The organism is Bacillus sp. MT(2024), from assembly GCF_036362845.1.
GTDB lineage: Bacteria > Bacillota > Bacilli > Bacillales > Bacillaceae > Bacillus > Bacillus velezensis.
Genome location: NZ_CP143632.1, coordinates 132,697 through 155,137, shown reverse-complemented (window position 1 = coordinate 155,137; position 22,441 = coordinate 132,697). Strand labels below are relative to the sequence as shown.

33 protein-coding genes and 1 pseudogene are annotated in these 22,441 nt (G+C 44.0%); all 34 read right to left on the bottom strand.

Features of this window, described 5'->3' with window-relative positions; all coding sequences use genetic code 11:
* Positions 1-18: 18 nt before the first annotated feature.
* Positions 19-132 carry a 50S ribosomal protein L36 gene (rpmJ, locus tag VP472_RS00875; protein ID WP_003156543.1) on the bottom strand — a complete coding sequence of 38 codons (114 nt, stop codon included), beginning with the start codon at positions 130-132 and terminating at the stop codon, positions 19-21.
* Positions 133-165: 33 nt separating this feature from the next.
* Positions 166-384 carry a translation initiation factor IF-1 gene (infA, locus tag VP472_RS00870; protein ID WP_003156508.1) on the bottom strand — a complete coding sequence of 73 codons (219 nt, stop codon included), beginning with the start codon at positions 382-384 and terminating at the stop codon, positions 166-168.
* Positions 362-644: pseudogene (locus VP472_RS00865) on the bottom strand (KOW domain-containing RNA-binding protein). The gene infA and the pseudogene VP472_RS00865 overlap by 23 nt, the downstream one beginning before the upstream one ends.
* A 64-nt stretch (positions 645-708) precedes the next feature.
* Positions 709-1,455: a type I methionyl aminopeptidase gene (gene map / locus VP472_RS00860; RefSeq protein ID WP_003156505.1), complete on the bottom strand. Its 747-nt coding sequence runs from the start codon at positions 1,453-1,455 to the stop codon at positions 709-711.
* Positions 1,452-2,105 carry an adenylate kinase gene (locus tag VP472_RS00855; protein ID WP_007410407.1) on the bottom strand — a complete coding sequence of 218 codons (654 nt, stop codon included), beginning with the start codon at positions 2,103-2,105 and terminating at the stop codon, positions 1,452-1,454. The genes map and VP472_RS00855 overlap by 4 nt, the downstream gene beginning before the upstream one ends.
* 51 nt (positions 2,106-2,156) lie before the next feature.
* Positions 2,157-3,452, bottom strand: a complete 1,296-nt coding sequence (gene secY / locus VP472_RS00850; RefSeq protein WP_003156501.1) for a preprotein translocase subunit SecY — start codon at positions 3,450-3,452, stop codon at positions 2,157-2,159.
* A gap of 1 nt (position 3,453) precedes the next feature.
* Positions 3,454-3,894 carry a 50S ribosomal protein L15 gene (rplO, locus tag VP472_RS00845; RefSeq protein WP_003156499.1) on the bottom strand — a complete coding sequence of 147 codons (441 nt, stop codon included), beginning with the start codon at positions 3,892-3,894 and terminating at the stop codon, positions 3,454-3,456.
* 30 nt (positions 3,895-3,924) lie between these two features.
* A complete protein-coding gene (gene rpmD / locus VP472_RS00840) occupies positions 3,925-4,104 on the bottom strand; it encodes a 50S ribosomal protein L30 (protein ID WP_003156497.1) in 180 nt (59 codons plus the stop codon).
* Positions 4,105-4,117: 13 nt separating this feature from the next.
* Positions 4,118-4,618, bottom strand: coding sequence for a 30S ribosomal protein S5 (rpsE, locus tag VP472_RS00835; RefSeq protein ID WP_003328273.1), 501 nt, complete (start codon positions 4,616-4,618; stop codon positions 4,118-4,120).
* Positions 4,619-4,642: 24 nt separating this feature from the next.
* Positions 4,643-5,005 carry a 50S ribosomal protein L18 gene (gene rplR / locus VP472_RS00830; protein ID WP_003156492.1) on the bottom strand — a complete coding sequence of 121 codons (363 nt, stop codon included), beginning with the start codon at positions 5,003-5,005 and terminating at the stop codon, positions 4,643-4,645.
* Between the two features lie 34 nt (positions 5,006-5,039).
* Complete coding sequence (rplF, locus tag VP472_RS00825) at positions 5,040-5,579, bottom strand: 50S ribosomal protein L6 (protein ID WP_003156490.1); 540 nt, start codon at positions 5,577-5,579, stop codon at positions 5,040-5,042.
* A 30-nt stretch (positions 5,580-5,609) separates the two neighbouring features.
* Positions 5,610-6,008, bottom strand: coding sequence for a 30S ribosomal protein S8 (gene rpsH, locus VP472_RS00820; RefSeq protein ID WP_003156489.1), 399 nt, complete (start codon positions 6,006-6,008; stop codon positions 5,610-5,612).
* A gap of 31 nt (positions 6,009-6,039) precedes the next feature.
* A complete protein-coding gene (gene rpsN / locus VP472_RS00815) occupies positions 6,040-6,225 on the bottom strand; it encodes a 30S ribosomal protein S14 (RefSeq protein ID WP_003156488.1) in 186 nt (61 codons plus the stop codon).
* A gap of 22 nt (positions 6,226-6,247) precedes the next feature.
* Positions 6,248-6,787: a 50S ribosomal protein L5 gene (gene rplE / locus VP472_RS00810; RefSeq protein WP_003156487.1), complete on the bottom strand. Its 540-nt coding sequence runs from the start codon at positions 6,785-6,787 to the stop codon at positions 6,248-6,250.
* 26 nt (positions 6,788-6,813) lie between these two features.
* Positions 6,814-7,125 (bottom strand): 50S ribosomal protein L24, encoded by a 312-nt coding sequence (gene rplX / locus VP472_RS00805; RefSeq protein WP_003156486.1) that lies wholly within the window; start codon positions 7,123-7,125, stop codon positions 6,814-6,816.
* Positions 7,126-7,161: 36 nt separating this feature from the next.
* Positions 7,162-7,530 (bottom strand): 50S ribosomal protein L14, encoded by a 369-nt coding sequence (gene rplN / locus VP472_RS00800; protein ID WP_007410404.1) that lies wholly within the window; start codon positions 7,528-7,530, stop codon positions 7,162-7,164.
* Positions 7,531-7,570: 40 nt separating this feature from the next.
* Complete coding sequence (gene rpsQ, locus VP472_RS00795) at positions 7,571-7,834, bottom strand: 30S ribosomal protein S17 (protein WP_003156484.1); 264 nt, start codon at positions 7,832-7,834, stop codon at positions 7,571-7,573.
* Between the two features lie 22 nt (positions 7,835-7,856).
* Positions 7,857-8,057 (bottom strand): 50S ribosomal protein L29, encoded by a 201-nt coding sequence (rpmC, locus tag VP472_RS00790; protein WP_003156482.1) that lies wholly within the window; start codon positions 8,055-8,057, stop codon positions 7,857-7,859.
* Entirely contained in the window at positions 8,047-8,481 is a 435-nt protein-coding gene (gene rplP / locus VP472_RS00785) for a 50S ribosomal protein L16 (protein ID WP_003156478.1), read from the bottom strand. The genes rpmC and rplP overlap by 11 nt, the downstream gene beginning before the upstream one ends.
* 1 nt (position 8,482) lies before the next feature.
* Positions 8,483-9,139: a 30S ribosomal protein S3 gene (gene rpsC, locus VP472_RS00780; RefSeq protein WP_003156476.1), complete on the bottom strand. Its 657-nt coding sequence runs from the start codon at positions 9,137-9,139 to the stop codon at positions 8,483-8,485.
* Between the two features lie 3 nt (positions 9,140-9,142).
* Positions 9,143-9,484: a 50S ribosomal protein L22 gene (gene rplV, locus VP472_RS00775; protein WP_003156475.1), complete on the bottom strand. Its 342-nt coding sequence runs from the start codon at positions 9,482-9,484 to the stop codon at positions 9,143-9,145.
* A gap of 16 nt (positions 9,485-9,500) precedes the next feature.
* Entirely contained in the window at positions 9,501-9,779 is a 279-nt protein-coding gene (gene rpsS / locus VP472_RS00770) for a 30S ribosomal protein S19 (protein ID WP_003156472.1), read from the bottom strand.
* Positions 9,780-9,836: 57 nt separating this feature from the next.
* On the bottom strand, positions 9,837-10,670 hold the full coding sequence (gene rplB / locus VP472_RS00765; protein ID WP_003156470.1) for a 50S ribosomal protein L2: 834 nt from the start codon (positions 10,668-10,670) through the stop codon (positions 9,837-9,839).
* Between the two features lie 31 nt (positions 10,671-10,701).
* A complete protein-coding gene (gene rplW, locus VP472_RS00760) occupies positions 10,702-10,989 on the bottom strand; it encodes a 50S ribosomal protein L23 (RefSeq protein WP_003156467.1) in 288 nt (95 codons plus the stop codon).
* Complete coding sequence (gene rplD / locus VP472_RS00755) at positions 10,989-11,612, bottom strand: 50S ribosomal protein L4 (protein ID WP_146276003.1); 624 nt, start codon at positions 11,610-11,612, stop codon at positions 10,989-10,991. The genes rplW and rplD overlap by 1 nt, the downstream gene beginning before the upstream one ends.
* Before the next feature lie 27 nt (positions 11,613-11,639).
* Complete coding sequence (rplC, locus tag VP472_RS00750) at positions 11,640-12,269, bottom strand: 50S ribosomal protein L3 (RefSeq protein WP_003156465.1); 630 nt, start codon at positions 12,267-12,269, stop codon at positions 11,640-11,642.
* Positions 12,270-12,308: 39 nt separating this feature from the next.
* Complete coding sequence (gene rpsJ, locus VP472_RS00745) at positions 12,309-12,617, bottom strand: 30S ribosomal protein S10 (RefSeq protein WP_003156464.1); 309 nt, start codon at positions 12,615-12,617, stop codon at positions 12,309-12,311.
* A gap of 248 nt (positions 12,618-12,865) precedes the next feature.
* Positions 12,866-13,831, bottom strand: a complete 966-nt coding sequence (locus VP472_RS00740) for an alpha/beta fold hydrolase (protein ID WP_146276001.1) — start codon at positions 13,829-13,831, stop codon at positions 12,866-12,868.
* A gap of 103 nt (positions 13,832-13,934) precedes the next feature.
* Complete coding sequence (gene tuf, locus VP472_RS00735; RefSeq protein WP_003156451.1) at positions 13,935-15,125, bottom strand: elongation factor Tu; 1,191 nt, start codon at positions 15,123-15,125, stop codon at positions 13,935-13,937.
* Between the two features lie 119 nt (positions 15,126-15,244).
* Complete coding sequence (fusA, locus tag VP472_RS00730; protein WP_007410399.1) at positions 15,245-17,323, bottom strand: elongation factor G; 2,079 nt, start codon at positions 17,321-17,323, stop codon at positions 15,245-15,247.
* A gap of 52 nt (positions 17,324-17,375) precedes the next feature.
* Positions 17,376-17,846 (bottom strand): 30S ribosomal protein S7, encoded by a 471-nt coding sequence (gene rpsG, locus VP472_RS00725; RefSeq protein ID WP_003156447.1) that lies wholly within the window; start codon positions 17,844-17,846, stop codon positions 17,376-17,378.
* A gap of 40 nt (positions 17,847-17,886) precedes the next feature.
* Positions 17,887-18,303 (bottom strand): 30S ribosomal protein S12, encoded by a 417-nt coding sequence (gene rpsL / locus VP472_RS00720; RefSeq protein ID WP_003156445.1) that lies wholly within the window; start codon positions 18,301-18,303, stop codon positions 17,887-17,889.
* A gap of 115 nt (positions 18,304-18,418) precedes the next feature.
* A complete protein-coding gene (locus VP472_RS00715) occupies positions 18,419-18,667 on the bottom strand; it encodes a 50S ribosomal protein L7ae-like protein (RefSeq protein WP_003156443.1) in 249 nt (82 codons plus the stop codon).
* Between the two features lie 168 nt (positions 18,668-18,835).
* A complete protein-coding gene (rpoC, locus tag VP472_RS00710) occupies positions 18,836-22,435 on the bottom strand; it encodes a DNA-directed RNA polymerase subunit beta' (RefSeq protein WP_016935905.1) in 3,600 nt (1,199 codons plus the stop codon).
* Positions 22,436-22,441 lie beyond the last annotated feature (6 nt).

The following is a 22,441-nucleotide window of genomic DNA, read 5'->3' as shown; positions in this document are numbered from 1 at the left end:
TGGGCACCTCCTTATTAATTATCCTTGTTTTTGTTTATGCTTTGGATTTTCACAGATCACCATTACTTTTCCTTTTCTGCGAATAACTTTACATTTCTCGCAGATTGGTTTAACTGATGGTCTCACTTTCATGTGTTTCCAACCTCCTTCAGTTTCCGGAGTGCTTTATTTGTAACGGTACGTAATCCTGCCACGAGTTAAGTCATATGGAGATAATTCTACCGTAACTTTGTCTCCAGGTAAAATGCGAATGAAGTGCATGCGGATTTTACCAGATACGTGAGCCAAAACCGTATGGCCATTTTCGAGTTCAACTTTGAACATCGCGTTTGGCAGAGTTTCGACTATCGTACCTTCCACTTCAATTACATCGTCTTTCGCCATTCAAGTGTTCTCCCTTCTTCAAATCAGTAACTTGCTCTCTGACAAATTTCAAAAGAGAAAATCTCAGTTATCCGTTTGTCACACGCCCTGTTTCGTTTATACTGTTCTGAACTTCCGGAGATACGCAATCATAAAGGGTGAATGATTGATATTCTTTTTCTAAGGAGAATGAAATGTACGCTTTTCTCCGTCTGCTTTAGTACATGATGATGAATCGTCATTCCGATAACAGCAGCTAGCCGGTTTTTCCTCCGACCAATTGTAAACCTACAATCTGCCCAGGTGCGGAATGAAAAACATGTGTCACGGAATTCATTTCATCATCTAGACTTTTGTCAGTATATCAAAACCCGTTTCCGTAATCGCAATCGTATGTTCAAAATGAGCACACTTTTTCCCATCTACCGTTACAACCGTCCAGTTATCAGCCAATGTTTTCACATATCGGCTGCCAGCGTTAACCATCGGTTCTATAGCGAGAACCATACCAGGCTTCAGCCTAGGTCCTTTGTTTGGCGGACCGTAATGAGGAATTTGCGGATCCTCATGCAAGTCTTGACCAACACCATGTCCGACATACTCCCTAACAACTGAAAACTGCTCATTTTCGACATACGTTTGTATTGCGTGGGAAATATTCGACAAACGTTCACCTGGTTTTGCTTCCTTCAAGCCTTTATATAAAGACTCCTCTGTCACTTCCAGCAGTCGTTTATCATCATCACTGATGTTTCCTACCGGATATGTCCAAGCAGAGTCACCATGATAACCATTTAATTTAGCACCGATATCAATGCTGATAATGTCACCGTCACGCAAAACCCTTTTACCGGGAATTCCGTGAACGAGTTCTTCATTAACTGATACACAGATGCTCCCGCGAAACCCATTATACCCCTTAAAAGATGGGATTGCACCCTGCTTCTCAATAAAACGTTCGGCAATTTGATCCAATTCTTTTGTCGAGATTCCTGGTTTAATGTGCTTTTTCATCTCTTCATGAGTCAAAGCCACGATTCGCCCTGCCTCCCGCATGATGCTAAGCTCACGAGGGGTCTTACAGATAATCATTTGCTCAATCCTCCAAGAAGCTCTTTCACATCTTTGTACACGTCGTTAATGTCCTGCTGGCCATTGACGTTGACAAGATACCCTTTCTCAGAATAAAAATCGAGTAAAGGCTGAGTCTGCTTCATGTTGACCTCAAGCCGTTTTGAGACGGTTTCCTCATTATCATCTGCCCGTTGATAAAGGTCTCCTCCGTCTTTATCACAAACACCCGGCGTTTTCGGCGGATTGAAAACCAAATGATAGGTTGTGCCGCAAACACTGCAAATTCTGCGTCCAGTCAAACGTTCCATTAAAGAGTCTTTGTCTACTTTAATGTTAATGACATAATCAATCGGCTTGCCGTATTCCTCAAGAATGTTTTCAAGAGCTTCAGCCTGAGCGACTGTTCGCGGAAATCCGTCCAGAAGAAAACCTCTTTCACAATCATCTTTGCCTAGTCTTTCTTTGACAATGCCGATTGTGACTTCGTCCGGTACGAGCTCGCCTTTATCAATATAAGACTTTGCTTCGAGTCCGAGTGGTGTTTCTTCTTTCATAGCAGCACGGAACATATCTCCCGTTGAGATATGAGGTATCCCATAATCCTCAACAATTCGTTCTCCCTGTGTGCCTTTACCGGCTCCAGGAAGTCCCATTAAGACTAAGTTCATTCGGATTTCCCCCGTCCTCTCTTATTTAGAGGAATGGTTAAAACCAGTCCTCTAATTTTTCATAAATCCTCGGTAATTACGTTTCACTAACTGGCTCTCCAGCTGCTTCATTGTCTCCAAGGCTACCCCGACGACAATTAACAATGATGTTCCGCCAATCTGTGCACTTTGAGGCAATCCAGCGAATTGAATGAAAAAGATAGGAAGAATGGAAATCACGGCTAAGAATATAGAACCCACAAACGTAAGTCGATACAAAATGCTCGTAATTCTATCTTGAGTCATTTTCCCTGGACGAACCCCCGGGATATAGCCACCCTGTTTTTTAAGGTTATCAGCCATTTGTTCAGGGTTTACCTGCACAAAAGCATAGAAGTACGTAAAGGCGATAATTAATGCGACATAAACCGTCATGCCCACCGGATGTGTATTGTCAAAGTTGGCTTGAATCCACTTTGTCACATCGTTTTCTCCGAAAAATGACGCGATAGTACGCGGCGTAATAAGGAACGCAACCGCAAAGATTACCGGAATAACCCCTGCCGGATTCACTTTAAGCGGAAGGTGAGTTGACTGGCCTCCGCCAACAGGTGAACGACCTTGCCCTTTTGCATATTGAATCGCGATTTTGCGTACGGCCTGCTGAATGAAAATAACACCAACAATAACGGCCAAAATCGCAATCACCAGTAAAGCGATTTTTACAATATGAATAAACAGCTGATCGCTGCTGCCGACAAATTGAGTCTCATAAATCTGCCCAACAGTTTTCGGAATACTAGCCACAATCCCCGCGAAGATGATGATCGAAATTCCGTTACCTACTCCATTGGAAGTAATTTGTTCTCCCAGCCACATTAAAAAAGCAGTTCCTCCAGTGAGTACTAAAGCAATAATCAGATATGTCGATATGCCGGATTTTTCAATCAGCATACCGTTTGCCAGGTTGTTAAACCCGTAAGACATACCTAATGCCTGGATAAAACCAAGCACAATCGTAAAATATCTCGTGAACTGAGCTAATTTACGGCGGCCGACTTCACCTTGCTTAGACCACTCGGTAAACTTCGGCACAACATCCATCTGAAGCAGCTGAATGATGATCGAAGCAGTGATGTAAGGTGTAATTCCCATCGCAAAAATGGAGAACTGATAAAGCGCACCGCCGCCAAATGTGTTAAGGAGATCAAAAACCCCCATCGAACTTTGTGTCTGCAACGCCTGAGCATTTACATATGGCACAGGGATAAACGCACCTATGCGAAAGACGATAAGCATGAGTAATGTAAAAATGATTTTATTCCGAATATCACTCACACGCATAAAGTTGGAGATTGTCTTAAACAAGTTAGATCACCTCAGCTGTACCGCCAGCAGCTTCAACAGCTTCTTTCGCAGAAGCAGAGAATTTATTGGCTTTTACAGTTAATTTTTTCTCTAATTTACCGTTGCCAAGAATCTTTACTCCTGCATTAAGTTTGCTAATAACACCAGTCTCAAGAAGAAGTTCAGGAGTGACTTCCGTTCCTTCCGCAAAACCGTTCAATTTGTCTACGTTCACAATAGCGTATTCCTTACGGTTGATGTTTGTAAAACCGCGCTTAGGAAGACGTTGGAATAAAGGCATTTGTCCCCCCTCGAATCCAGGGCGTACACCGCCGCCAGAACGAGCGTTTTGACCTTTGTGACCTTTACCAGCTGTTTTACCGTTACCAGAACCAATACCACGACCTACGCGATTGCGTACTTTACGTGAACCTTCTGAAGGCTTTAATTCATGAAGTTTCATTAGGACACCTCCTTAGCCTATAATTTATTTTTATTGTTCTTTAACAGAAACTAGATGAGATACTTTATTAATCATACCGCGGATCGCAGCGTTATCTTCATGAACGACAGTTTGGTTTGTTTTCTTTAAACCAAGTGTTCTTACAGTAACGCGCTGATCTTCCGGGCGACCGATTACACTGCGTTTGAGGGTAATTTCTAATTTAGCCATTAATGTTCCCTCCTTATCCTAACAGTTCTTCTACAGATTTTCCACGAAGCTTCGCAACGTCTTCGGCACGTTTAAGCTCACTTAAACCTTGAAGTGTTGCACGGATCATGTTGATCGGTGTGTTAGAACCTAAAGACTTAGAAAGGATATCAGCAACGCCAGCAAGCTCAAGTACCGCACGTACAGGGCCTCCAGCGATAACTCCAGTACCTTCAGAAGCAGGTTTCAACAAGATATTGCCTGCACCGAAACGTCCGATGATTTCGTGTGGAATCGTAGTTCCAACCATTGGTACTTCAATCAAATTCTTTTTCGCATCTTCAACAGCTTTGCGGATTGCTTCAGGTACTTCTTGTGCTTTACCAGTACCGAAACCTACGTGACCGTTTTTGTCACCGACAACGACTAGAGCTGCGAAACGGAAACGACGACCACCTTTAACAACTTTCGCTACGCGGTTAACCGTAACTAAGCGTTCTTCTAACTCTAATTTGCTTGGGTCAATACGACGCATAATCATGTGTCCCTCCTTTTTTTATTAAAATTTCAGTCCGGCTTCACGAGCTGCATCGGCCAGAGCTTTTACACGTCCATGGTATAAGTATCCGCCGCGGTCAAATACTACGTCAGAAACACCTTTCTCAGAAGCGCGTTTCGCAACGAGTTCACCGACTTTAGCAGCAGCAGCGCTGTCACCAGTGCTTTCCACGTTCAAATCTTTATCGAGAGTAGAGGCACTAGCAAGTGTAACACCATTTACATCATCGATGATTTGAGCATAAATGTGTTTGTTTGAACGGAACACATTCAGACGAGGTCTTTCAGCTGTGCCTGAAAGTTTAGCACGAACACGGGCATGTCTTTTTTGACGAGCAGCATTTTTGCTAGTTTTCGTAATCATCCTTAGGTCACTCCTTTCTTCACTTTAAGCGGTCTTACTTAGCAGATTTACCTTCTTTACGGCGAACAACTTCACCTTCGTAGCGGATTCCTTTACCTTTGTAAGGCTCTGGAGAACGTACAGCGCGGATGTTAGCAGCGATAGCTCCTACACGCTCTTTGTCTGTACCTTTTACAACTACTTTAGTTTGAGAAGGAACTTCGATTTCGATGCCCTCTTCAGGAACGATCTCAACAGGGTGAGAGTATCCAACGTTTAAAACAAGTTTGTTTCCGGATTTAGCCGCACGATAACCGACACCGACTAATTCCAAACCTCTTTCAAATCCTTTAGATACGCCTTCAACCATGTTTCCAAGCAGACTGCGAGTCGTACCATGCAGCGCACGGTGCTCTTTGTGATCAGAAGGACGAGTAACTGTAAGCACGTTGTCCTCAATTTTGATTTCCATATCAGGATGGAAAGTACGAGTTAATTCTCCTTTTGGTCCTTTTACAGCTACAGTGTTGCCTTCGTTCAGCGTTACTGTAACTCCAGAAGGGATCTCAAGCAGTTTTTTACCTACACGAGACATACTAAAACACCTCCATTCTTGTTAAACTTCTTACCAAACGTATGCTAGAACTTCTCCACCAGCTTGTTTTGCACGGGCTTCTTTGTCCGTTAAAACACCTTGTGATGTAGAAATAATCGCGATTCCAAGACCGTTAAGTACGCGAGGTACTTCATTTGATTTAGCGTATACACGCAAACCTGGTTTGCTGATTCTTTTAAGACCAGTGATAACGCGCTCGTTGTTTTGTCCGTATTTCAAGAAAACGCGGATGATACCTTGTTTGCTGTCTTCTACGAACTCAACGTCACGAATGAAACCTTCACGCTTTAAAATGTCAGCAATTTCTCTTTTCAATTTAGAAGCAGGAATTTCAAGCTTCTCATGACGTACCATGTTTGCATTGCGAATACGAGTCAGCATATCTGCAATTGGATCTGTCATAACCATTATATAATTACCTCCTTCCCATTCTTGGGGATTACCAGCTGGCTTTTTTCACGCCAGGAATTTGTCCTTTATATGCAAGCTCACGGAAACAAATACGGCAAAGTTTAAATTTACGAATGACTGAGTGCGGACGTCCGCAGCGTTCACAGCGAGTGTACTCTTGCACTTTAAACTTTGGTGTACGTTGTTGTTTCGCAATCATTGACTTTTTAGCCACGATTTCGCCTCCCTTTCATTGATTATTTCTGGAACGGCATACCTACTTGAGTTAATAGCTCACGAGCCTCTTCGTCAGAGTTAGCAGTCGTTACGATAACGATGTCCATTCCGCGAACCTTTGTTACTTTATCGTAGTCAATTTCAGGGAAGATTAACTGTTCTTTGATACCAAGAGTGTAGTTTCCGCGACCGTCGAAAGATTTCTTAGAAATCCCGCGGAAGTCACGTACACGCGGTAAAGATACAGAAATAAGTTTATCAAGGAAATCATACATGCGCTCTCCGCGAAGAGTTACTTTCGCACCGATAGGCATTCCCTCACGAAGACGGAATCCAGCAATTGATTTCTTCGCACGAGTAACGACAGGTTTTTGACCTGCGATAAACGTTAATTCTTCAACAGCACTGTCGATTGCTTTTGCGTTTTGAACAGCATCACCGACACCCATGTTGATTACGATTTTTTCGATTTTTGGCACCTGCATAACAGAGTCGTAGTTGAACTTCGTCATTAAAGCAGGTGAAATTTCTTTATTGTACTTTTCTTTAAGGCGGTTCATGAGATAGACCTCCCTTCCTTTAAATACTATTTATCTAAGACTTGCCCAGATTTTTTTGCAACACGAACTTTTTTGCCATCTTCCACTTTGTATCCTACGCGAGTCACTTCACCTGTTTTAGGATCGAGCGGCATAACGTTTGATACATGAATTGGCGCCTCTTGATTAGAAATACCGCCTTGAGGGTTTGCTTGAGTTGGTTTAGAGTGCTTCTTCACCATGTTTACGCCCTCAACTAGAACGCGGTCCTTTTTAGGGAAAGCAGCAAGGATCGTACCTTGTTTGCCTTTATCTTTACCAGAGATAACCATTACTTTATCGCCTTTTTTCACATGCATCCTGATCGCACCTCCTTGAGTAAGGCATTTATTTCATTAGATAACTTCTGGAGCCAGAGAAACAATTTTCATGAAGTTGTTTTCACGTAATTCACGGGCAACCGGTCCGAAGATACGAGTTCCACGCGGGCTCTTGTCGTCACGGATGATAACACATGCATTCTCATCGAAGCTGATGTATGATCCGTCAGTTCTGCGTGCTCCGCTTTTTGTGCGAACGATAACAGCTCTTACGACTTCACCTTTTTTGACAACGCCTCCTGGTGTTGCTTGTTTAACCGTGCAAACAATTACATCACCAATGTTAGCCGTTTTACGTCCAGAACCGCCAAGAACTTTAATAGTAAGTACCTCACGCGCACCGGAGTTGTCAGCAACTTTTAAACGAGTCTCTTGTTGAATCATTATTTGTTACCTCCCTTCGGAAAAAGAATTCCGAACTTTATTAGATAATAACAGCTTCTTCGACAACTTCTACTAGACGAAAACGCTTAGTTGCAGATAATGGACGAGTTTCCATGATCTTTACGATGTCTCCGATTTTAGCTTGGTTATTTTCATCATGTGCTTTGAATTTCTTTGAGTATTTTACGCGTTTACCGTAAATAGGATCCTTTTTGTATGTTTCAACAACAACAGTGATGGTTTTATCCATTTTGTCAGAAACAACACGGCCTTGGTAAACTTTGCGTTGGTTACGTTCGCTCATGCTCACGACCTCCCCTCAGTGATTATTTGTTGGCAGCAATTTCTCTTTCACGAATCACAGTTTTCATGCGCGCGATAGCTTTGCGCACTTCACGAATGCGAGCAGTATTTTCAAGTTGTCCTGTCGCTAATTGAAAGCGAAGATTGAAAAGTTCTTCTTTAAGAGACTTTACTTTTTGTTCAATTTCAGCAGTGGTAAGGTCACGAATTTCATTAGCTTTCATTTGATTCACCACCAATTTCTTCACGTTTTACGAACTTCGTTTTAATTGGCAATTTGTGAGATGCAAGACGAAGAGCTTCACGAGCTACCTCTTCAGACACACCAGAAATTTCAAATAAAACTTTGCCCGGTTTTACAACAGCTACCCAGCCTTCAGGAGCCCCTTTACCGGAACCCATCCGTACCTCAAGCGGTTTAGCAGTGTAAGGTTTTGAAGGGAAAATTTTGATCCAAACTTTACCGCCACGTTTCATGTAACGAGTCATCGCAATACGTGCAGCTTCGATTTGGCGGTTCGTGATCCAAGAAGCTTCAAGAGCCTGGATACCGTACTCACCAAAATGTACTTCAGTACCGCCTTTAGCGCGACCGCGCATTTTTCCGCGATGCTCTCTGCGATATTTAACGCGTTTTGGTAATAACATATTATTTTCCTCCTTCCTCAGTTTTCTTCTTAGTAGGAAGAACCTCTCCACGATAGATCCAGACTTTTACACCAAGCTTACCGTAAGTTGTGTCAGCTTCAGATGTTGCATAGTCGATGTCAGCACGTAAAGTGTGCAATGGAACAGTTCCTTCACTGTAGTATTCAGAACGAGCGATATCAGCTCCGCCAAGACGGCCGGAAACCATTGTTTTCACACCTTGTGCTCCAGCACGCATAGTGCGTTGGATTTGTTGTTTCTGCGCACGGCGGAAAGAAATACGGTTTTCTAGTTGACGAGCGATGTTGTCAGCTACAAGCTGAGCATCAAGATCTGCTCTTTTGATTTCAAGAATGTTAATGTGTACACGCTTGCCAGTAAGGCTGTTAAGGGCTTTACGAAGTGCTTCAACTTCAGATCCGCCTTTACCGATTACCATACCAGGCTTAGCAGTGTGGATCGTAATGTTAACGCGGTTTGCTGCACGCTCGATTTCTACTTTAGAAACAGAAGCGTCAGAAAGGCGTTTGCTAATGAATTCACGAATTTTTAAATCTTCGTGCAGGAAGTCAGCGTAATCTTTACCAGCGTACCACTTAGATTCCCAATCACGAATGACTCCGATACGAAGACCGACTGGATTTACCTTTTGACCCACTACTTATCCCTCCTTCTTTTCTGATACAACGATTGTAATGTGGCTCGTACGTTTGTTGATTTGGCTCGCACGTCCCATAGCACGCGGGCGGAATCTTTTTAACGTTGGGCCTTCGTCAACAAATGCCTGAGAAATAACCAGATTGTTAGCGTCCATCTCGTAGTTGTGCTCAGCATTTGCGATAGCAGATTTTAAAACTTTTTCGATGATCGGAGAAGCAGCTCTCGGAGTTAGGTTCAAGATAGATACTGCTTCGCCTACTTGCTTACCTCGAATCAGGTCCATTACTAGACGTGCTTTACGAGGAGCAATACGGACTGTTCTTGCAACAGCTTTAGCTTGCATTTAAAAGCCTCCTCTCTTAGCGTCTTGTTTTTTTATCGTCACTGGCGTGGCCTTTGTAAGTACGAGTCGGTGCGAATTCGCCCAACTTGTGGCCTACCATGTCTTCAGAAATGAATACAGGCACGTGTTTACGTCCGTCATATACTGCGATAGTGTGACCGATAAATTGTGGGAAAATAGTTGAACGGCGAGACCAAGTTTTTACAACTTGTTTCTTGTCCGTTTCATTTAATTTCTCGATTTTTGTCATCAAGTGTCCATCGACAAATGGTCCTTTTTTCAAGCTGCGAGCCATTTTGGAACCTCCCTTCGTGATTGCACTACGGTCCGAAATGAACCGTAGACAACCCCGTTATTTATTTTTACGACGACGTACGATAAATTTATCAGATTTGTTCTTTTTCTTACGTGTCTTGAATCCAAGAGTCGGTTTGCCCCAAGGAGACATTGGTGATTTACGTCCGATTGGCGCGCGACCTTCACCACCACCGTGCGGGTGATCGTTAGGGTTCATTACAGAACCGCGGACTGTAGGGCGGATGCCTTTCCAGCGAGAGCGTCCTGCTTTACCAACGTTGATAAGTTCGTGCTGCTCGTTACCTACTTGACCGATAGAAGCGCGGCAAGCAGAAAGGATCATGCGAACTTCACCAGAGTTAAGACGTACAAGAACGTATTTGCCTTCTTTACCAAGAACCTGAGCAGATGTACCAGCTGAACGTACAAGCTGTCCGCCTTTACCAGGTTTTAATTCAATGTTATGCACAACTGTACCAACAGGGATGTTGATAAGGGGAAGTGCGTTACCTACTTTGATGTCAGCTTCAGGGCCGGACATGATTTCAGTACCTACTTGAATTCCTTTTGGAGCAAGAATGTAACGTTTTTCTCCGTCTACATAGTTGATTAGTGCAATGTTAGCTGAACGGTTTGGATCGTACTCAACTGTAGCAACGCGTCCAGGTATACCATCTTTATCGCGTTTGAAGTCGATAACACGGTATTGGCGTTTGTGTCCGCCACCTTGGTGACGTACAGTCAATTTACCTTGGTTGTTACGTCCGCCTTTTTTGTGAAGGGGCGCAAGCAAGGATTTTTCCGGCTGGTCAGTCGTGATTTCAGCAAAATCTGAAGTTGTCATGCCACGACGTCCGTTAGAGGTCGGTTTATACTTTTTAATCGCCATTTTGAATTTCCCTCCTTCTTTTTACAGATAATTAAGCTTCAAAAATTTCGATTTCTTTGCTGTCTGCAGTAAGTTTTACGATCGCTTTTCTGCGACGGCTAGTCATACCAGTATAGCGGCCGACACGTTTTGATTTCCCTTTGTAGTTCATGATGTTGACTTTGTCAACTTTCACTCCAAAGATACTTTCAACTGCATCTTTCACTTCTGTTTTATTAGCTCTTACATCAACTTCAAAAGTATATTTTTTTTCAGTCATTAAATCAGCAGAACGTTCAGTAATGACGGGGCGCTTAAGAACATCACGAGGATCTTTCATTATGCAAGCACCTCCTCTACTTTTTCAACCGCAGCTTTTGTAATCAGAAGCTTCTCGTGGTTGACAACGTCTAACACGTTGATTCCGTTAGCTTGAACAACTGAAACTCCAGGGATGTTGCGTGCAGAAAGAGATACTGCTTCGTTTGCATCCGCAGTTACGATTAAAGCTTTTTTCTCAACAGATAATCCTTTAAGGACAGCTGCCATTTCTTTTGTTTTAACCGTATCAAGAGTAAGATCTTCAAGAACAATAATGTTGTTGTCGTTCACTTTAGAAGACAATACTGATTTGATTGCCAAGCGGCGAACTTTTTTAGGTAATTTGTAAGAATAGCTGCGTGGTGTTGGGCCGAATACGACACCACCTCCGCGCCATTGCGGTGAACGGATTGAACCTTGACGGGCACGACCTGTACCTTTTTGACGCCATGGTTTGCGACCTCCGCCGCGTACTTCAGAACGATTTTTTACTTTGTGAGATCCTTGACGTAAGGAAGCTCTTTGCATAAGAATAGCGTCGAATACTACGCTCTCATTTGGCTCAATTCCAAATACAGAAGCGTTTAATTCGATATCACCAGCAGTAGAACCGTTTTGGTTGTATAATGCTACTTTTGGCATGATCAATTTCCTCCTTTCCTAAGAGACTTATTTAGATTTAACAGCACTTTTAACAGTGATTAAAGCTTTTCTCGCACCAGGTACGTTACCTTTAATCAAAAGAAGATTGCGCTCAGCATCTACTTTTACGACTTCAAGGTTTTGGACAGTGATTTGATCTCCGCCCATGCGTCCAGGTAATAGTTTACCTTTGAATACACGGTTAGGATCTACAGGTCCCATTGAACCAGGACGACGGTGGTAGCGTGAACCGTGAGACATAGGTCCGCGAGATTGTCCGTGGCGCTTGATTGCACCTTGGAAACCTTTACCTTTAGATACTCCTGTTACATCTACGATTTCTCCTGCAGAGAAAATTTCAACCTTGACTTCCTGACCAATTTCATACGCATCCATATCCACGCCGCGTAATTCTTTAACGAAGCGCTTAGGAGCAGTTTCCGCTTTTGCAACGTGTCCTTTTTCCGGTTTGTTTGAAAGCTTTTCGCGCTTATCGTCAAAACCAAGCTGGATCGCTTCATAGCCATCATTTTCAGCTGTTTTCTTTTGAAGAACAACGTTTGGAGCTGCTTCAATAACAGTTACCGGGATAAGATCACCGTTCTCTGCGAATACTTGCGTCATACCAATTTTTCTTCCTAAGATTCCTTTGGTCATTCGTCACACCTCCTATTAAGATCATTCTATATTTTAGAATTAAAGTTTGATTTCGATATCGACACCAGATGGTAAGTCTAATCGCATGAGAGCATCAACAGTTTGTGGTGTTGGGTTCACAATGTCGATTAAACGTTTATGTGTACGCATTTCAAATTGCTCACGAGAATCTTTGTATTTGTGCACCGCACGAAGGATTGTGTAAACTGATTTTTCAGTTGGCAACGGAATCGGACCAGATACGCTGGCACCAGAACGTTTTGCCGTTTCAACAATCTTCTCTGCAGATTGATCAAGGATTCTATGATCATATGCTTTTAAACGAATACGAATTTTTTGTTTTGCCATTATTTTCCCTCCTTTTCGCCTACATCACGTTAGACAGTTCTCCGTGAGAAAAACCTGATCACCTTGCCATGGCAAAGCGGCCGGGTGTGTCAGCAACCTCTCACTTCATCGCAGTCAAAGACCAACATACACTATTATACAGAAAATAGACGCATGTTGCAAGGTTTATTTAAAGAACCTTGTGGTTTTCACACTTTGATTATTATACAGGTGATACCATGATTAATCAAGGATATGACTGTTTTCTTTCAGAGATGGAACGATGCGAACCGGCTGACAACTTCGGCAAAACGATCCGGTTCCTCCAAGTGAGGCGAATGGGCTGAGTTCTCAAACCAATGCCATTCTTTATACGGCGCATCAACCTTCTGATAATATTCATAAGACGTCGTCCCCGGAACCGTCAAATCGTATCTCCCTGACATAAAACAGCACGGTATTACAATAGAAGAAACTGATTCCCCTGCATCAAAGGAAATGAGATCCTCCCACAGGTGTTTCAGGCTGAACATTTGTCCCCGCGCGGCTAAGAAGCTCCCCCTCACACCGTACGGTTCACCAAACAGCATTCGCCCCCCTGCTTTAAGAGCGCCGATCGGATGATGGGTAAAGCCCCCTCCCCTCATCTCGATACAAAGCAGAAACAACGTTCGCTGCAGCTGTTTCTCCCATGGAGGTGCTCCGATAAAGCTCAGCGTCTTTTCCAGCAGGATATGTTTGTGTTGCCTGCTCCATTCCATCATCAGCCGGTAGGCTTCCGTTTCTTCCTTTTGAATATTAACCACCTGACTGATACCGATATACGCATAATACAAATCAGGTTTTTCTTGAAGAACATGAAGCGCCAGAACTGAGCCCCACGAATAGCCGGCGATATATATTTTTTGCCTGCTGAATTGCTTGCATAAGCGTTCGGTCAGCTGAATGGTGTCAGCTGTCAGCTGATCCAAAGTCATAGATGAACCCGGAATTTCCTTTGAATAAGAGAGACCCGCCCCTCTCTGATCCCAGTTCACAACGGTGAAATGCTTTTCCAGCTTATTTTGGTATTTTCTCGCATAGCCGATTTGAGGCGTGCCGGGACCGCCGTGCAAAAACAAAAGCAGCGGATTACTCCTGTCATCACCATTAATCATAATGGTTTGTTCACTGCCATTAATCAGCAATTGCTGAAGCATTGAAATACGATTGGTTTTCTTGAAGTTATCGTCCATCGGTCTTCTCCTAAAATTTGTATACGTTCTATTATACATGGAATCAGCGGGGAAACAAAAAAACGAGGCCCCATAAGGGACCCCGCATTAATGAACGAGTCGATTACTCAGTGATTGTAGAAACAACGCCTGAACCAACTGTACGTCCGCCTTCACGAATAGAGAAACGAGTTCCTTCTTCGATAGCGATTGTAGAGATAAGTTCAACGATCATTTCAGTGTTATCTCCAGGCATAACCATTTCTACGCCTTCTGGAAGATTGATGATACCAGTTACGTCAGTTGTACGGAAGTAGAACTGAGGACGGTAGTTAGAGAAGAATGGAGTATGACGTCCACCCTCTTCTTTAGAAAGAACGTAAACTTCAGCTTTGAATTTGCTGTGTGGAGTGATTGTACCTGGTTTAGCAAGTACTTGTCCACGTTGGATGTCTTCACGAGCTACACCGCGAAGAAGTGCACCGATGTTGTCTCCAGCTTCAGCGTAGTCAAGAAGCTTACGGAACATTTCAACACCTGTAACAGTTGTTTTGCTGTTTTCTTCTTGAAGACCGATGATTTCAACTTCGTCACCGACTTTAACTTGTCCGCGTTCTACACGGCCAGTAGCAACTGTACCACGACCAGTGATTGAGAATACGTCCTCAACTGGCATCATGAATGGTTTTTCAGTGTCGCGTTCTGGAGTTGGGATGTACTCATCAACTGCAGCCATAAGTTCAAGAATTTTTTCTTCGTACTCAGCATCGCCTTCAAGAGCTTTAAGAGCAGAACCTTTAACAACTGGTACATCATCACCAGGGAAGTCGTATTCGCTAAGAAGATCGCGAACTTCCATTTCAACAAGCTCAAGAAGCTCTTCGTCGTCTACCATGTCGCATTTGTTAAGGAATACTACGATGTATGGTACACCAACGTTTTTAGAAAGAAGGATGTGCTCACGAGTTTGCGGCATTGGACCATCAGCAGCAGATACTACAAGGATAGCTCCGTCCATTTGCGCAGCACCAGTGATCATGTTTTTAACATAGTCAGCGTGTCCTGGGCAGTCAACGTGTGCATAGTGACGAGTGTCAGTTTCGTACTCAACGTGTGCAGTAGAGATTGTGATACCGCGCTCACGTTCTTCTGGAGCACCATCAATTTGATCGTACGCCATAGCTGTACCTTTACCAGATTTCTTATGAAGTACTGTTGAGATAGCAGCAGTTAATGTTGTTTTACCATGGTCAACGTGTCCAATTGTACCGATATTGGCATGTGATTTGGAACGGTCGAATTTTTCTTTAGCCATTCTAAAATCCTCCTTAAGAGCTTTTAATTAGTAATGTATAGAGTGATAGAAAGTGAAAGCAAGCTCTCACTTCCTCATCTTACAATAGTAGTTATACTTGAGTTAAGTGGCAAAATCAATTATTCGCCTTTATTTTTTTTGATAATTTCTTCAGCGATGCTCTTCGGCACTTCTTCGTAGTGATCCATGAACATTGTGAACGTACCGCGTCCTTGCGTGTTAGAACGAAGGGCAGTAGCGTAACCGAACATTTCAGCAAGAGGTACCATCGCACGCACAACTTGAGCGTTACCGCGAGCTTCCATACCTTCTACGCGTCCGCGACGAGAAGTAACATCACCCATGATGTCTCCCATGTATTCTTCAGGAATAACAACTTCAACTTTCATGATTGGTTCAAGAAGAACTGGGTTACATTTGCTGACTGCATTTTTCAATGCCATAGAAGCAGCGACTTTAAACGCCATTTCGTTTGAGTCAACATCATGGTAAGATCCATCAAAAAGTTTCGCCTTGATGTCGATTAGCGGGAATCCGGCTAGGACACCATTTTCAAGAGAGTCTTCAAGACCTGCTTGTACGGCTGGGATGTATTCACGAGGAACAACACCACCGACGATTGCGTTTTCGAATTCAAAGCCAGCGCCTTCTTCGTTCGGTTCAAATTCGATCCAAACGTGACCGAACTGACCGCGTCCGCCTGATTGACGTACGAATTTACCTTCAACTTTTGCACCGGTACGGAATGTCTCACGGTACGCAACTTGAGGAGCACCAACGTTAGCTTCAACTTTGAACTCACGCTTCATACGATCAACAATGATATCAAGGTGAAGCTCACCCATACCAGAGATGATTGTTTGACCCGTTTCAGGGTTTGTTTGTGTACGGAATGTAGGATCTTCTTCAGCAAGTTTCGCTAAAGCGATACCCATTTTATCTTGGTCAGCTTTTGATTTAGGCTCAATCGCTACGTCGATAACAGGCTCTGGGAATTCCATTGATTCAAGGATTACAAGATCCTTTTCATCACATAGAGTATCTCCAGTAGAAGTATCTTTTAGACCTACAGCAGCTGCGATGTCTCCAGCGTAAACAGTAGAGATCTCTTCACGGCTGTTAGCGTGCATTTGAAGGATACGTCCTACGCGCTCACGCTTGCCTTTTGTAGAGTTCTTTACATATGAACCGGAATCAAGTGTACCGGAATATACGCGGAAGAATGTCAGCTTACCGACATAAGGGTCAGTCATAACTTTAAATGCAAGTGCAGAGAACGGCTCTTCATCAGAAGAATGACGAACGATCTCTTCATCTGTGTCAGGACGTACACCTTTGATTGCAGCAACATCAGTTGGCGCAGGAAGGTAGTCAAGAACAGCATCAAGTACAAGCTGAACACCTTTGTTTTTGAAAGCAGAACCAACAAGTACAGGGTAGAATTCAACATTCAGTGTACCTTTACGGATAGCAGCTTTCAGTTCAGGGATAGTGATTTCTTCACCTTCAAGGTACTTTTCCATAAGCTCTTCATCAAGCTCAGCTACAGCTTCAATCAGGCTGCTGCGAAGCTCTTCAGCTTGCTCTTTGTACTCTTCAGGGATTTCTTTCGCATCTGAACGAGTTCCAAGGTCATCTTCGTAGAAATACGCAACGTTTTCTACTAAGTCGATGATACCTTCGAAGTTGTCTTCAGCGCCGATCGGCAATTGAATTGCGTGAGCGTTAGCTTGAAGACGGTCTCTTAAAGTGCCTACAGAGTAAAGGAAGTCTGCGCCGATTTTGTCCATTTTGTTGACAAATACAACACGCGGTACTCCGTAAGTTGTTGCTTGGCGCCATACTGTTTCTGTCTGAGGCTCAACACCTGATTGAGCATCAAGTACGGCAACCGCACCATCAAGTACACGGAGTGAACGTTCAACTTCAACTGTGAAGTCTACGTGTCCCGGTGTATCGATGATGTTTACACGGTAACCTTTCCACTGTGCAGTCGTTGCTGCAGAAGTGATTGTGATACCGCGTTCTTGTTCCTGCTCCATCCAGTCCATTTGCGAAGCACCTTCGTGAGTTTCGCCAATTTTGTGGATACGGCCTGTGTAGAACAAGATCCGTTCTGTAGTAGTCGTTTTACCGGCATCGATGTGAGCCATGATCCCGATATTACGAGTTTTTTCTAAGGAGAACTCTCTTGCCATTGGGTAATTTCTCCTTCCTTATTAGGGAATTATTATTTTGATTATATGAATCCTACCAGCGGTAGTGAGCAAATGCTTTGTTCGCTTCTGCCATCTTGTGAGTGTCTTCACGTTTCTTAACGGCAGCACCAGTGTTGTTAGCTGCATCAAGAATTTCGTTAGCCAGGCGCTCTTCCATTGTTTTTTCTCCGCGAAGACGCGCATAGTTAACCAACCAGCGAAGACCAAGAGTTGTACGGCGTTCAGGACGAACTTCTACAGGCACTTGGTAGTTAGCTCCACCTACACGGCGTGCTTTTACTTCAAGTACAGGCATGATGTTTTTCAATGCTTGTTCGAAAACCTCCATTGCATCATTGCCAGTGCGTTCTTTAATGATATCGAATGACTTGTATAGGATTGTTTGAGATTTACCTTTTTTACCGTCGATCATCATTTTGTTGATCAGGCGGGATACCAGCTTAGAGTTGTAAAGCGGATCAGGTAAAACATCTCTTTTTGCTACAGGACCTTTACGTGGCATCTGAATATCCTCCCTTCATAGTTTTAATGATTTATTATTATTACTTTGCTTTAGGACGTTTTGTACCGTATTTAGAACGGCCTTGCGCACGGTTTTCAACTCCGGCAGTATCAAGCGCGCCACGAACGATGTGGTAGCGTACCCCCGGTAAGTCTTTTACACGTCCGCCGCGGATCAGTACAACGCTGTGCTCTTGCAGGTTGTGACCGATACCAGGAATGTAGGCAGTAACCTCGATTCCGTTAGTCAAACGAACACGAGCATATTTACGAAGTGCTGAGTTCGGTTTTTTCGGTGTCATTGTACCCACACGAGTACATACCCCGCGTTTTTGTGGAGAAGATACGTTAGTGTGCTCTTTTTTAAAGCTGTTGTATCCTTTGTTTAGTGCAGGTGACTTAGAGTTTTCAACTTTGCTCACGCGTCCCTTGCGAATTAGCTGATTAATTGTAGGCATGTTGTGTTCCTCCCTTCATTACGTTTTATAACCCACATACCCAGGTGGTTCATCATTAGGCAAAAAACAATGTCTTTACACAAGATTGATATCTTATATAAAAACAAAAAGTACGCTATAACATAATGGCAACAGCTGCTGCTCCCACTTCAATTCCGCAGGCTTTGCCGAGCTTTTTCATGGAATCCACCATACAGACAGCGGTATTTTGGTTCTTTGCAAGCTGGATAACGCCAGCCGTAAGAACTGAATCCGCATCTTTTGCCACGACGACTTCCTTCACTGAACCTCGTTTTAGAGCTTTCACTGTTTGCTTCGTACCAATAATAATTGATTTGGCCTGTGATACTTTATCATAAGACATAAACATATCCTCCAAAGTAACAGGTTTTATTTCGAGCACCTTGGTTATATTATCACTCTGCGGGACGGATGTCAACAACGTATGACATTTTTTAGTGCAGTCCCCCGCCAGAATAATTGTAATACTGAGGAAAAGCTGTCGAAACAGCCTTTCCTGCAGCAGTTTCTGTTATTCAGCCGGAACCATATCTTCTGAAGGCTGAACGTTTGAAACAGGTTTTACTTTTCTGTAATTCATCATACCGGTACCGGCCGGAACCAGTTTACCGATGATAACATTCTCTTTCAGGCCGAGAAGTTCATCGCGCTTGCCTTTAATCGCAGCATCTGTAAGAACGCGTGTTGTTTCCTGGAATGATGCGGCAGACAAGAATGAATCCGTCTCGAGTGAAGCTTTCGTGATACCGAGAAGGACAGGACGGCCTGTAGCAGGTCGATTGCCTTCAAGCAGCACTTTTTTGTTCGCTTCTGTAAATTGGTGAATATCAAGCAATGTGCCAGGGAGAACATCAGTATCTCCGGCATCGATTACACGGACTTTGCGAAGCATTTGGCGAACCATTACTTCTACGTGTTTATCGCCGATTTCAACCCCCTGCATACGGTAAACCTTCTGAACCTCATGCAGAAGATATTCCTGAACCGTTGTCAGGTCAGTGACTTTAAGAAGTTCTTTCGGATCGATTGAACCTTCTGTCAGCACTTGACCGCGGGTAATCTGATCACCCTCAGCCACTTTCAGGCGTGAGTTGTAAGGTGCCGTGTATGAACGGGTCTCAACAGCGCCCTGAACAACAATCTCCTGCTGTTTGTCGCGGACTTCATTGATTTCGGCAATTGTACCGTCAATCTCAGAAATCGTCGCTTGACCTTTAGGATTACGCGCTTCGAAAAGCTCTTGGATACGCGGAAGACCTTGTGTAATATCGTCTCCGGCAACCCCGCCTGTGTGGAACGTACGCATCGTTAACTGTGTTCCAGGCTCACCGATAGATTGAGCGGCGATAATACCTACTGCTTCGCCGACTTCAACATCAGTTCCGGTTGCAAGGTTACGTCCGTAGCATCTTTTACATACACCATGAGGAGTGTTACATGTGAACGCGGAACGGATCCACACTTCTTCGATTCCGGCTTCAACGATTTCCAGCGCTTTATCTTCATCGATCAATTCATTTTCGTTAATGAGCACAGCACCCGTTTCAGGATGTTTGATCTGTTTTCTGGCGAAACGTCCGATCAGACGCTCTTCCAGACGCTCGATGATTTCCGTGCCTTCTTTGAGCGGTTTTGCAAGAATACCGCGGTCTGTTCCGCAATCTGTTTCACGAATGATAACATCCTGCGCAACATCAACAAGACGGCGTGTAAGGTAACCTGAGTCAGCAGTTTTCAGGGCGGTATCGGCAAGACCTTTACGCGCACCGTGAGTGGAGATAAAGTACTCCAATACCGTCAGACCTTCACGGAAACTTGATTTAATCGGCAATTCAATGATTCGTCCAGCCGGGTTGGCCATCAGACCGCGCATACCCGCAAGCTGCGTAAAGTTAGATGCGTTACCACGGGCTCCTGAATCACTCATCATGTAGATCGGGTTGACTTCGTCTAATGATTTCATCAGTTTGCCTTGGATAACATCTTTCGCTGAACTCCAAATTGAAATGACTCTTTCATATCGTTCTTCTTCGGTGATTAAACCGCGTCTGAACTGTTTCAAGACATTATCAACTTTGCTTTGTGCCTCTTCGAGGATTTCCTGCTTATCATCGAGAACGACGATATCAGAAACCCCTACCGTGATACCGGCTTTCGTTGAATATCTGAAACCGAGGTTTTTCATGCGGTCAAGCATCTTAGACGTTTCCGTGATATGGAATCGTTTAAAGATTTCCGCGATGATTTTACCCAAAATACCTTTTTTAAACGGTGCGTTGATCGGCTGCTCTGCAATCACAGCTTTTACGTCAGCACCTTTATCTAAGAAGAAACGGTCAGGTGTCTTCTCTTCAATGTTGCTCTTCGTAGGTTCATTCATGTAAGGGAATGACTCAGGAAGAATTTCATTGAAGACCAACTTACCGACTGTAGTAATTAACAGTTTTGAACGCTGCTCATCCGTAAATGTCACATTCTTCAGGGAGTTCGCTGCAACAGCTACTCTCGTATGAAGGTGAACATAACCGTTTTGATAAGCAAGAAGCGCTTCGTCCGTATTTTTGAAGACCATACCCTCGCCGACTGCTCCGGCACGCTCAAGTGTCAGGTAGTAGTTTCCTAATACCATATCCTGAGACGGCGTAACAACCGGTTTACCATCTTTAGGGTTCAAGATGTTTTGGGCCGCAAGCATCAGAATGCGGGCCTCAGCTTGAGCCTCAGCTGATAAAGGTACGTGAACCGCCATTTGGTCACCGTCAAAGTCAGCGTTATAAGCCGTACATACTAACGGGTGAAGACGGATGGCGCGTCCTTCAACGAGCGTAGGTTCAAAAGCCTGGATACCTAATCTGTGAAGCGTAGGGGCACGGTTCAGTAAGACCGGATGCTCCTTAATGACAGATTCAAGTACATCCCATACTTCTGGCTGCACACGTTCGATTTTGCGTTTTGCGCTCTTGATGTTGTGAGCAAGGCCTTTTTCAACAAGCTCTTTCATGACGAAAGGCTTGAAGAGCTCAAGCGCCATTTCCTTCGGCAAACCGCACTGATACATTTTCAGATGCGGGCCTACGACGATAACGGAACGGCCTGAGTAGTCTACACGTTTACCGAGAAGGTTCTGACGGAAACGCCCTTGTTTCCCTTTCAGCATGTGAGAAAGAGATTTAAGCGGACGGTTACCCGGTCCGGTAACCGGACGGCCGCGGCGTCCGTTGTCAATCAGAGCGTCGACTGCTTCCTGAAGCATACGTTTTTCGTTCTGAACGATGATGCTTGGCGCGCCGAGGTCTAACAGACGTTTTAAACGGTTATTACGGTTGATGACACGACGGTAAAGGTCGTTCAGGTCAGACGTTGCGAAACGTCCGCCGTCAAGCTGAACCATCGGTCTTAATTCAGGCGGAATAACCGGAAGCACGTCAAGGATCATCCAAGACGGCTTGTTTCCTGAATTACGGAAGGCTTCAAGCACTTCAAGGCGTTTGATCGCACGTGTACGGCGCTGTCCTTGAGAAGTCTTCAGCTCTTCTTTTAACATATCAACTTCTTTGACAAGGTCGATGTCCTGCAGAAGTTTATTAATGGCTTCCGCACCCATAGAGGCTTGGAATTTGTTTCCGTACTTATCCAGATACGCACGGTATTCCTTTTCAGATAAAAGCTGTTTCTTTTCGAGCGGTGTATTGGCCGGGTCAGTTACGACGTAAGAAGCAAAGTAAATAACTTCTTCCAGCGCACGCGGTGACATATCCAATACAAGACCCATACGGCTCGGAATACCTTTGAAATACCAAATGTGAGAAACCGGGGCAGCCAGTTCAATATGCCCCATTCTCTCACGACGGACTTTAGCCCGCGTTACTTCAACTCCGCAACGGTCACAAACTACGCCTTTATAACGAACCCGCTTGTACTTGCCGCAATGACATTCCCAGTCCTTAGTCGGTCCGAAAATGCGTTCGCAGAACAGGCCGTCCTTTTCAGGTTTCAACGTACGATAGTTTATCGTTTCAGGCTTTTTCACTTCACCAAAAGACCATGAACGGATTTTATCCGGTGAAGCAAGACCGATGTTCATATACTCAAAATTGTTCACATCTAGCAAGGGGCC

What these genes read in the sequence shown, in the direction of transcription:
- rpmJ (WP_003156543.1), bottom strand. Translation starts at nt 132, where the DNA reads ATGAAAGTGAGACCATCAGTTAAACCAATCTGCGAGAAATGTAAAGTT.
- infA (WP_003156508.1), bottom strand. Translation starts at nt 384, where the DNA reads ATGGCGAAAGACGATGTAATTGAAGTGGAAGGTACGATAGTCGAAACT.
- map (WP_003156505.1), bottom strand. Translation starts at nt 1,455, where the DNA reads ATGATTATCTGTAAGACCCCTCGTGAGCTTAGCATCATGCGGGAGGCA.
- VP472_RS00855 (WP_007410407.1), bottom strand. Translation starts at nt 2,105, where the DNA reads ATGAACTTAGTCTTAATGGGACTTCCTGGAGCCGGTAAAGGCACACAG.
- rplO (WP_003156499.1), bottom strand. Translation starts at nt 3,894, where the DNA reads ATGAAACTTCATGAATTAAAGCCTTCAGAAGGTTCACGTAAAGTACGC.
- rpmD (WP_003156497.1), bottom strand. Translation starts at nt 4,104, where the DNA reads ATGGCTAAATTAGAAATTACCCTCAAACGCAGTGTAATCGGTCGCCCG.
- rpsE (WP_003328273.1), bottom strand. Translation starts at nt 4,618, where the DNA reads ATGCGTCGTATTGACCCAAGCAAATTAGAGTTAGAAGAACGCTTAGTT.
- rplR (WP_003156492.1), bottom strand. Translation starts at nt 5,005, where the DNA reads ATGATTACGAAAACTAGCAAAAATGCTGCTCGTCAAAAAAGACATGCC.
- rplF (WP_003156490.1), bottom strand. Translation starts at nt 5,579, where the DNA reads ATGTCTCGTGTAGGTAAAAAACTGCTTGAGATCCCTTCTGGAGTTACA.
- rpsH (WP_003156489.1), bottom strand. Translation starts at nt 6,008, where the DNA reads ATGGTTATGACAGATCCAATTGCAGATATGCTGACTCGTATTCGCAAT.
- rplE (WP_003156487.1), bottom strand. Translation starts at nt 6,787, where the DNA reads ATGAACCGCCTTAAAGAAAAGTACAATAAAGAAATTTCACCTGCTTTA.
- rplX (WP_003156486.1), bottom strand. Translation starts at nt 7,125, where the DNA reads ATGCATGTGAAAAAAGGCGATAAAGTAATGGTTATCTCTGGTAAAGAT.
- rplN (WP_007410404.1), bottom strand. Translation starts at nt 7,530, where the DNA reads ATGATTCAACAAGAGACTCGTTTAAAAGTTGCTGACAACTCCGGTGCG.
- rpsQ (WP_003156484.1), bottom strand. Translation starts at nt 7,834, where the DNA reads ATGAGCGAACGTAACCAACGCAAAGTTTACCAAGGCCGTGTTGTTTCT.
- rpmC (WP_003156482.1), bottom strand. Translation starts at nt 8,057, where the DNA reads ATGAAAGCTAATGAAATTCGTGACCTTACCACTGCTGAAATTGAACAA.
- rplP (WP_003156478.1), bottom strand. Translation starts at nt 8,481, where the DNA reads ATGTTATTACCAAAACGCGTTAAATATCGCAGAGAGCATCGCGGAAAA.
- rplV (WP_003156475.1), bottom strand. Translation starts at nt 9,484, where the DNA reads ATGCAAGCTAAAGCTGTTGCAAGAACAGTCCGTATTGCTCCTCGTAAA.
- rpsS (WP_003156472.1), bottom strand. Translation starts at nt 9,779, where the DNA reads ATGGCTCGCAGCTTGAAAAAAGGACCATTTGTCGATGGACACTTGATG.
- rplB (WP_003156470.1), bottom strand. Translation starts at nt 10,670, where the DNA reads ATGGCGATTAAAAAGTATAAACCGACCTCTAACGGACGTCGTGGCATG.
- rplW (WP_003156467.1), bottom strand. Translation starts at nt 10,989, where the DNA reads ATGAAAGATCCTCGTGATGTTCTTAAGCGCCCCGTCATTACTGAACGT.
- rplD (WP_146276003.1), bottom strand. Translation starts at nt 11,612, where the DNA reads ATGCCAAAAGTAGCATTATACAACCAAAACGGTTCTACTGCTGGTGAT.
- rplC (WP_003156465.1), bottom strand. Translation starts at nt 12,269, where the DNA reads ATGACCAAAGGAATCTTAGGAAGAAAAATTGGTATGACGCAAGTATTC.
- rpsJ (WP_003156464.1), bottom strand. Translation starts at nt 12,617, where the DNA reads ATGGCAAAACAAAAAATTCGTATTCGTTTAAAAGCATATGATCATAGA.
- VP472_RS00740 (WP_146276001.1), bottom strand. Translation starts at nt 13,831, where the DNA reads ATGGACGATAACTTCAAGAAAACCAATCGTATTTCAATGCTTCAGCAA.
- tuf (WP_003156451.1), bottom strand. Translation starts at nt 15,125, where the DNA reads ATGGCTAAAGAAAAATTCGACCGTTCCAAATCACATGCCAATATCGGT.
- fusA (WP_007410399.1), bottom strand. Translation starts at nt 17,323, where the DNA reads ATGGCAAGAGAGTTCTCCTTAGAAAAAACTCGTAATATCGGGATCATG.
- rpsG (WP_003156447.1), bottom strand. Translation starts at nt 17,846, where the DNA reads ATGCCACGTAAAGGTCCTGTAGCAAAAAGAGATGTTTTACCTGATCCG.
- rpsL (WP_003156445.1), bottom strand. Translation starts at nt 18,303, where the DNA reads ATGCCTACAATTAATCAGCTAATTCGCAAGGGACGCGTGAGCAAAGTT.
- VP472_RS00715 (WP_003156443.1), bottom strand. Translation starts at nt 18,667, where the DNA reads ATGTCTTATGATAAAGTATCACAGGCCAAATCAATTATTATTGGTACG.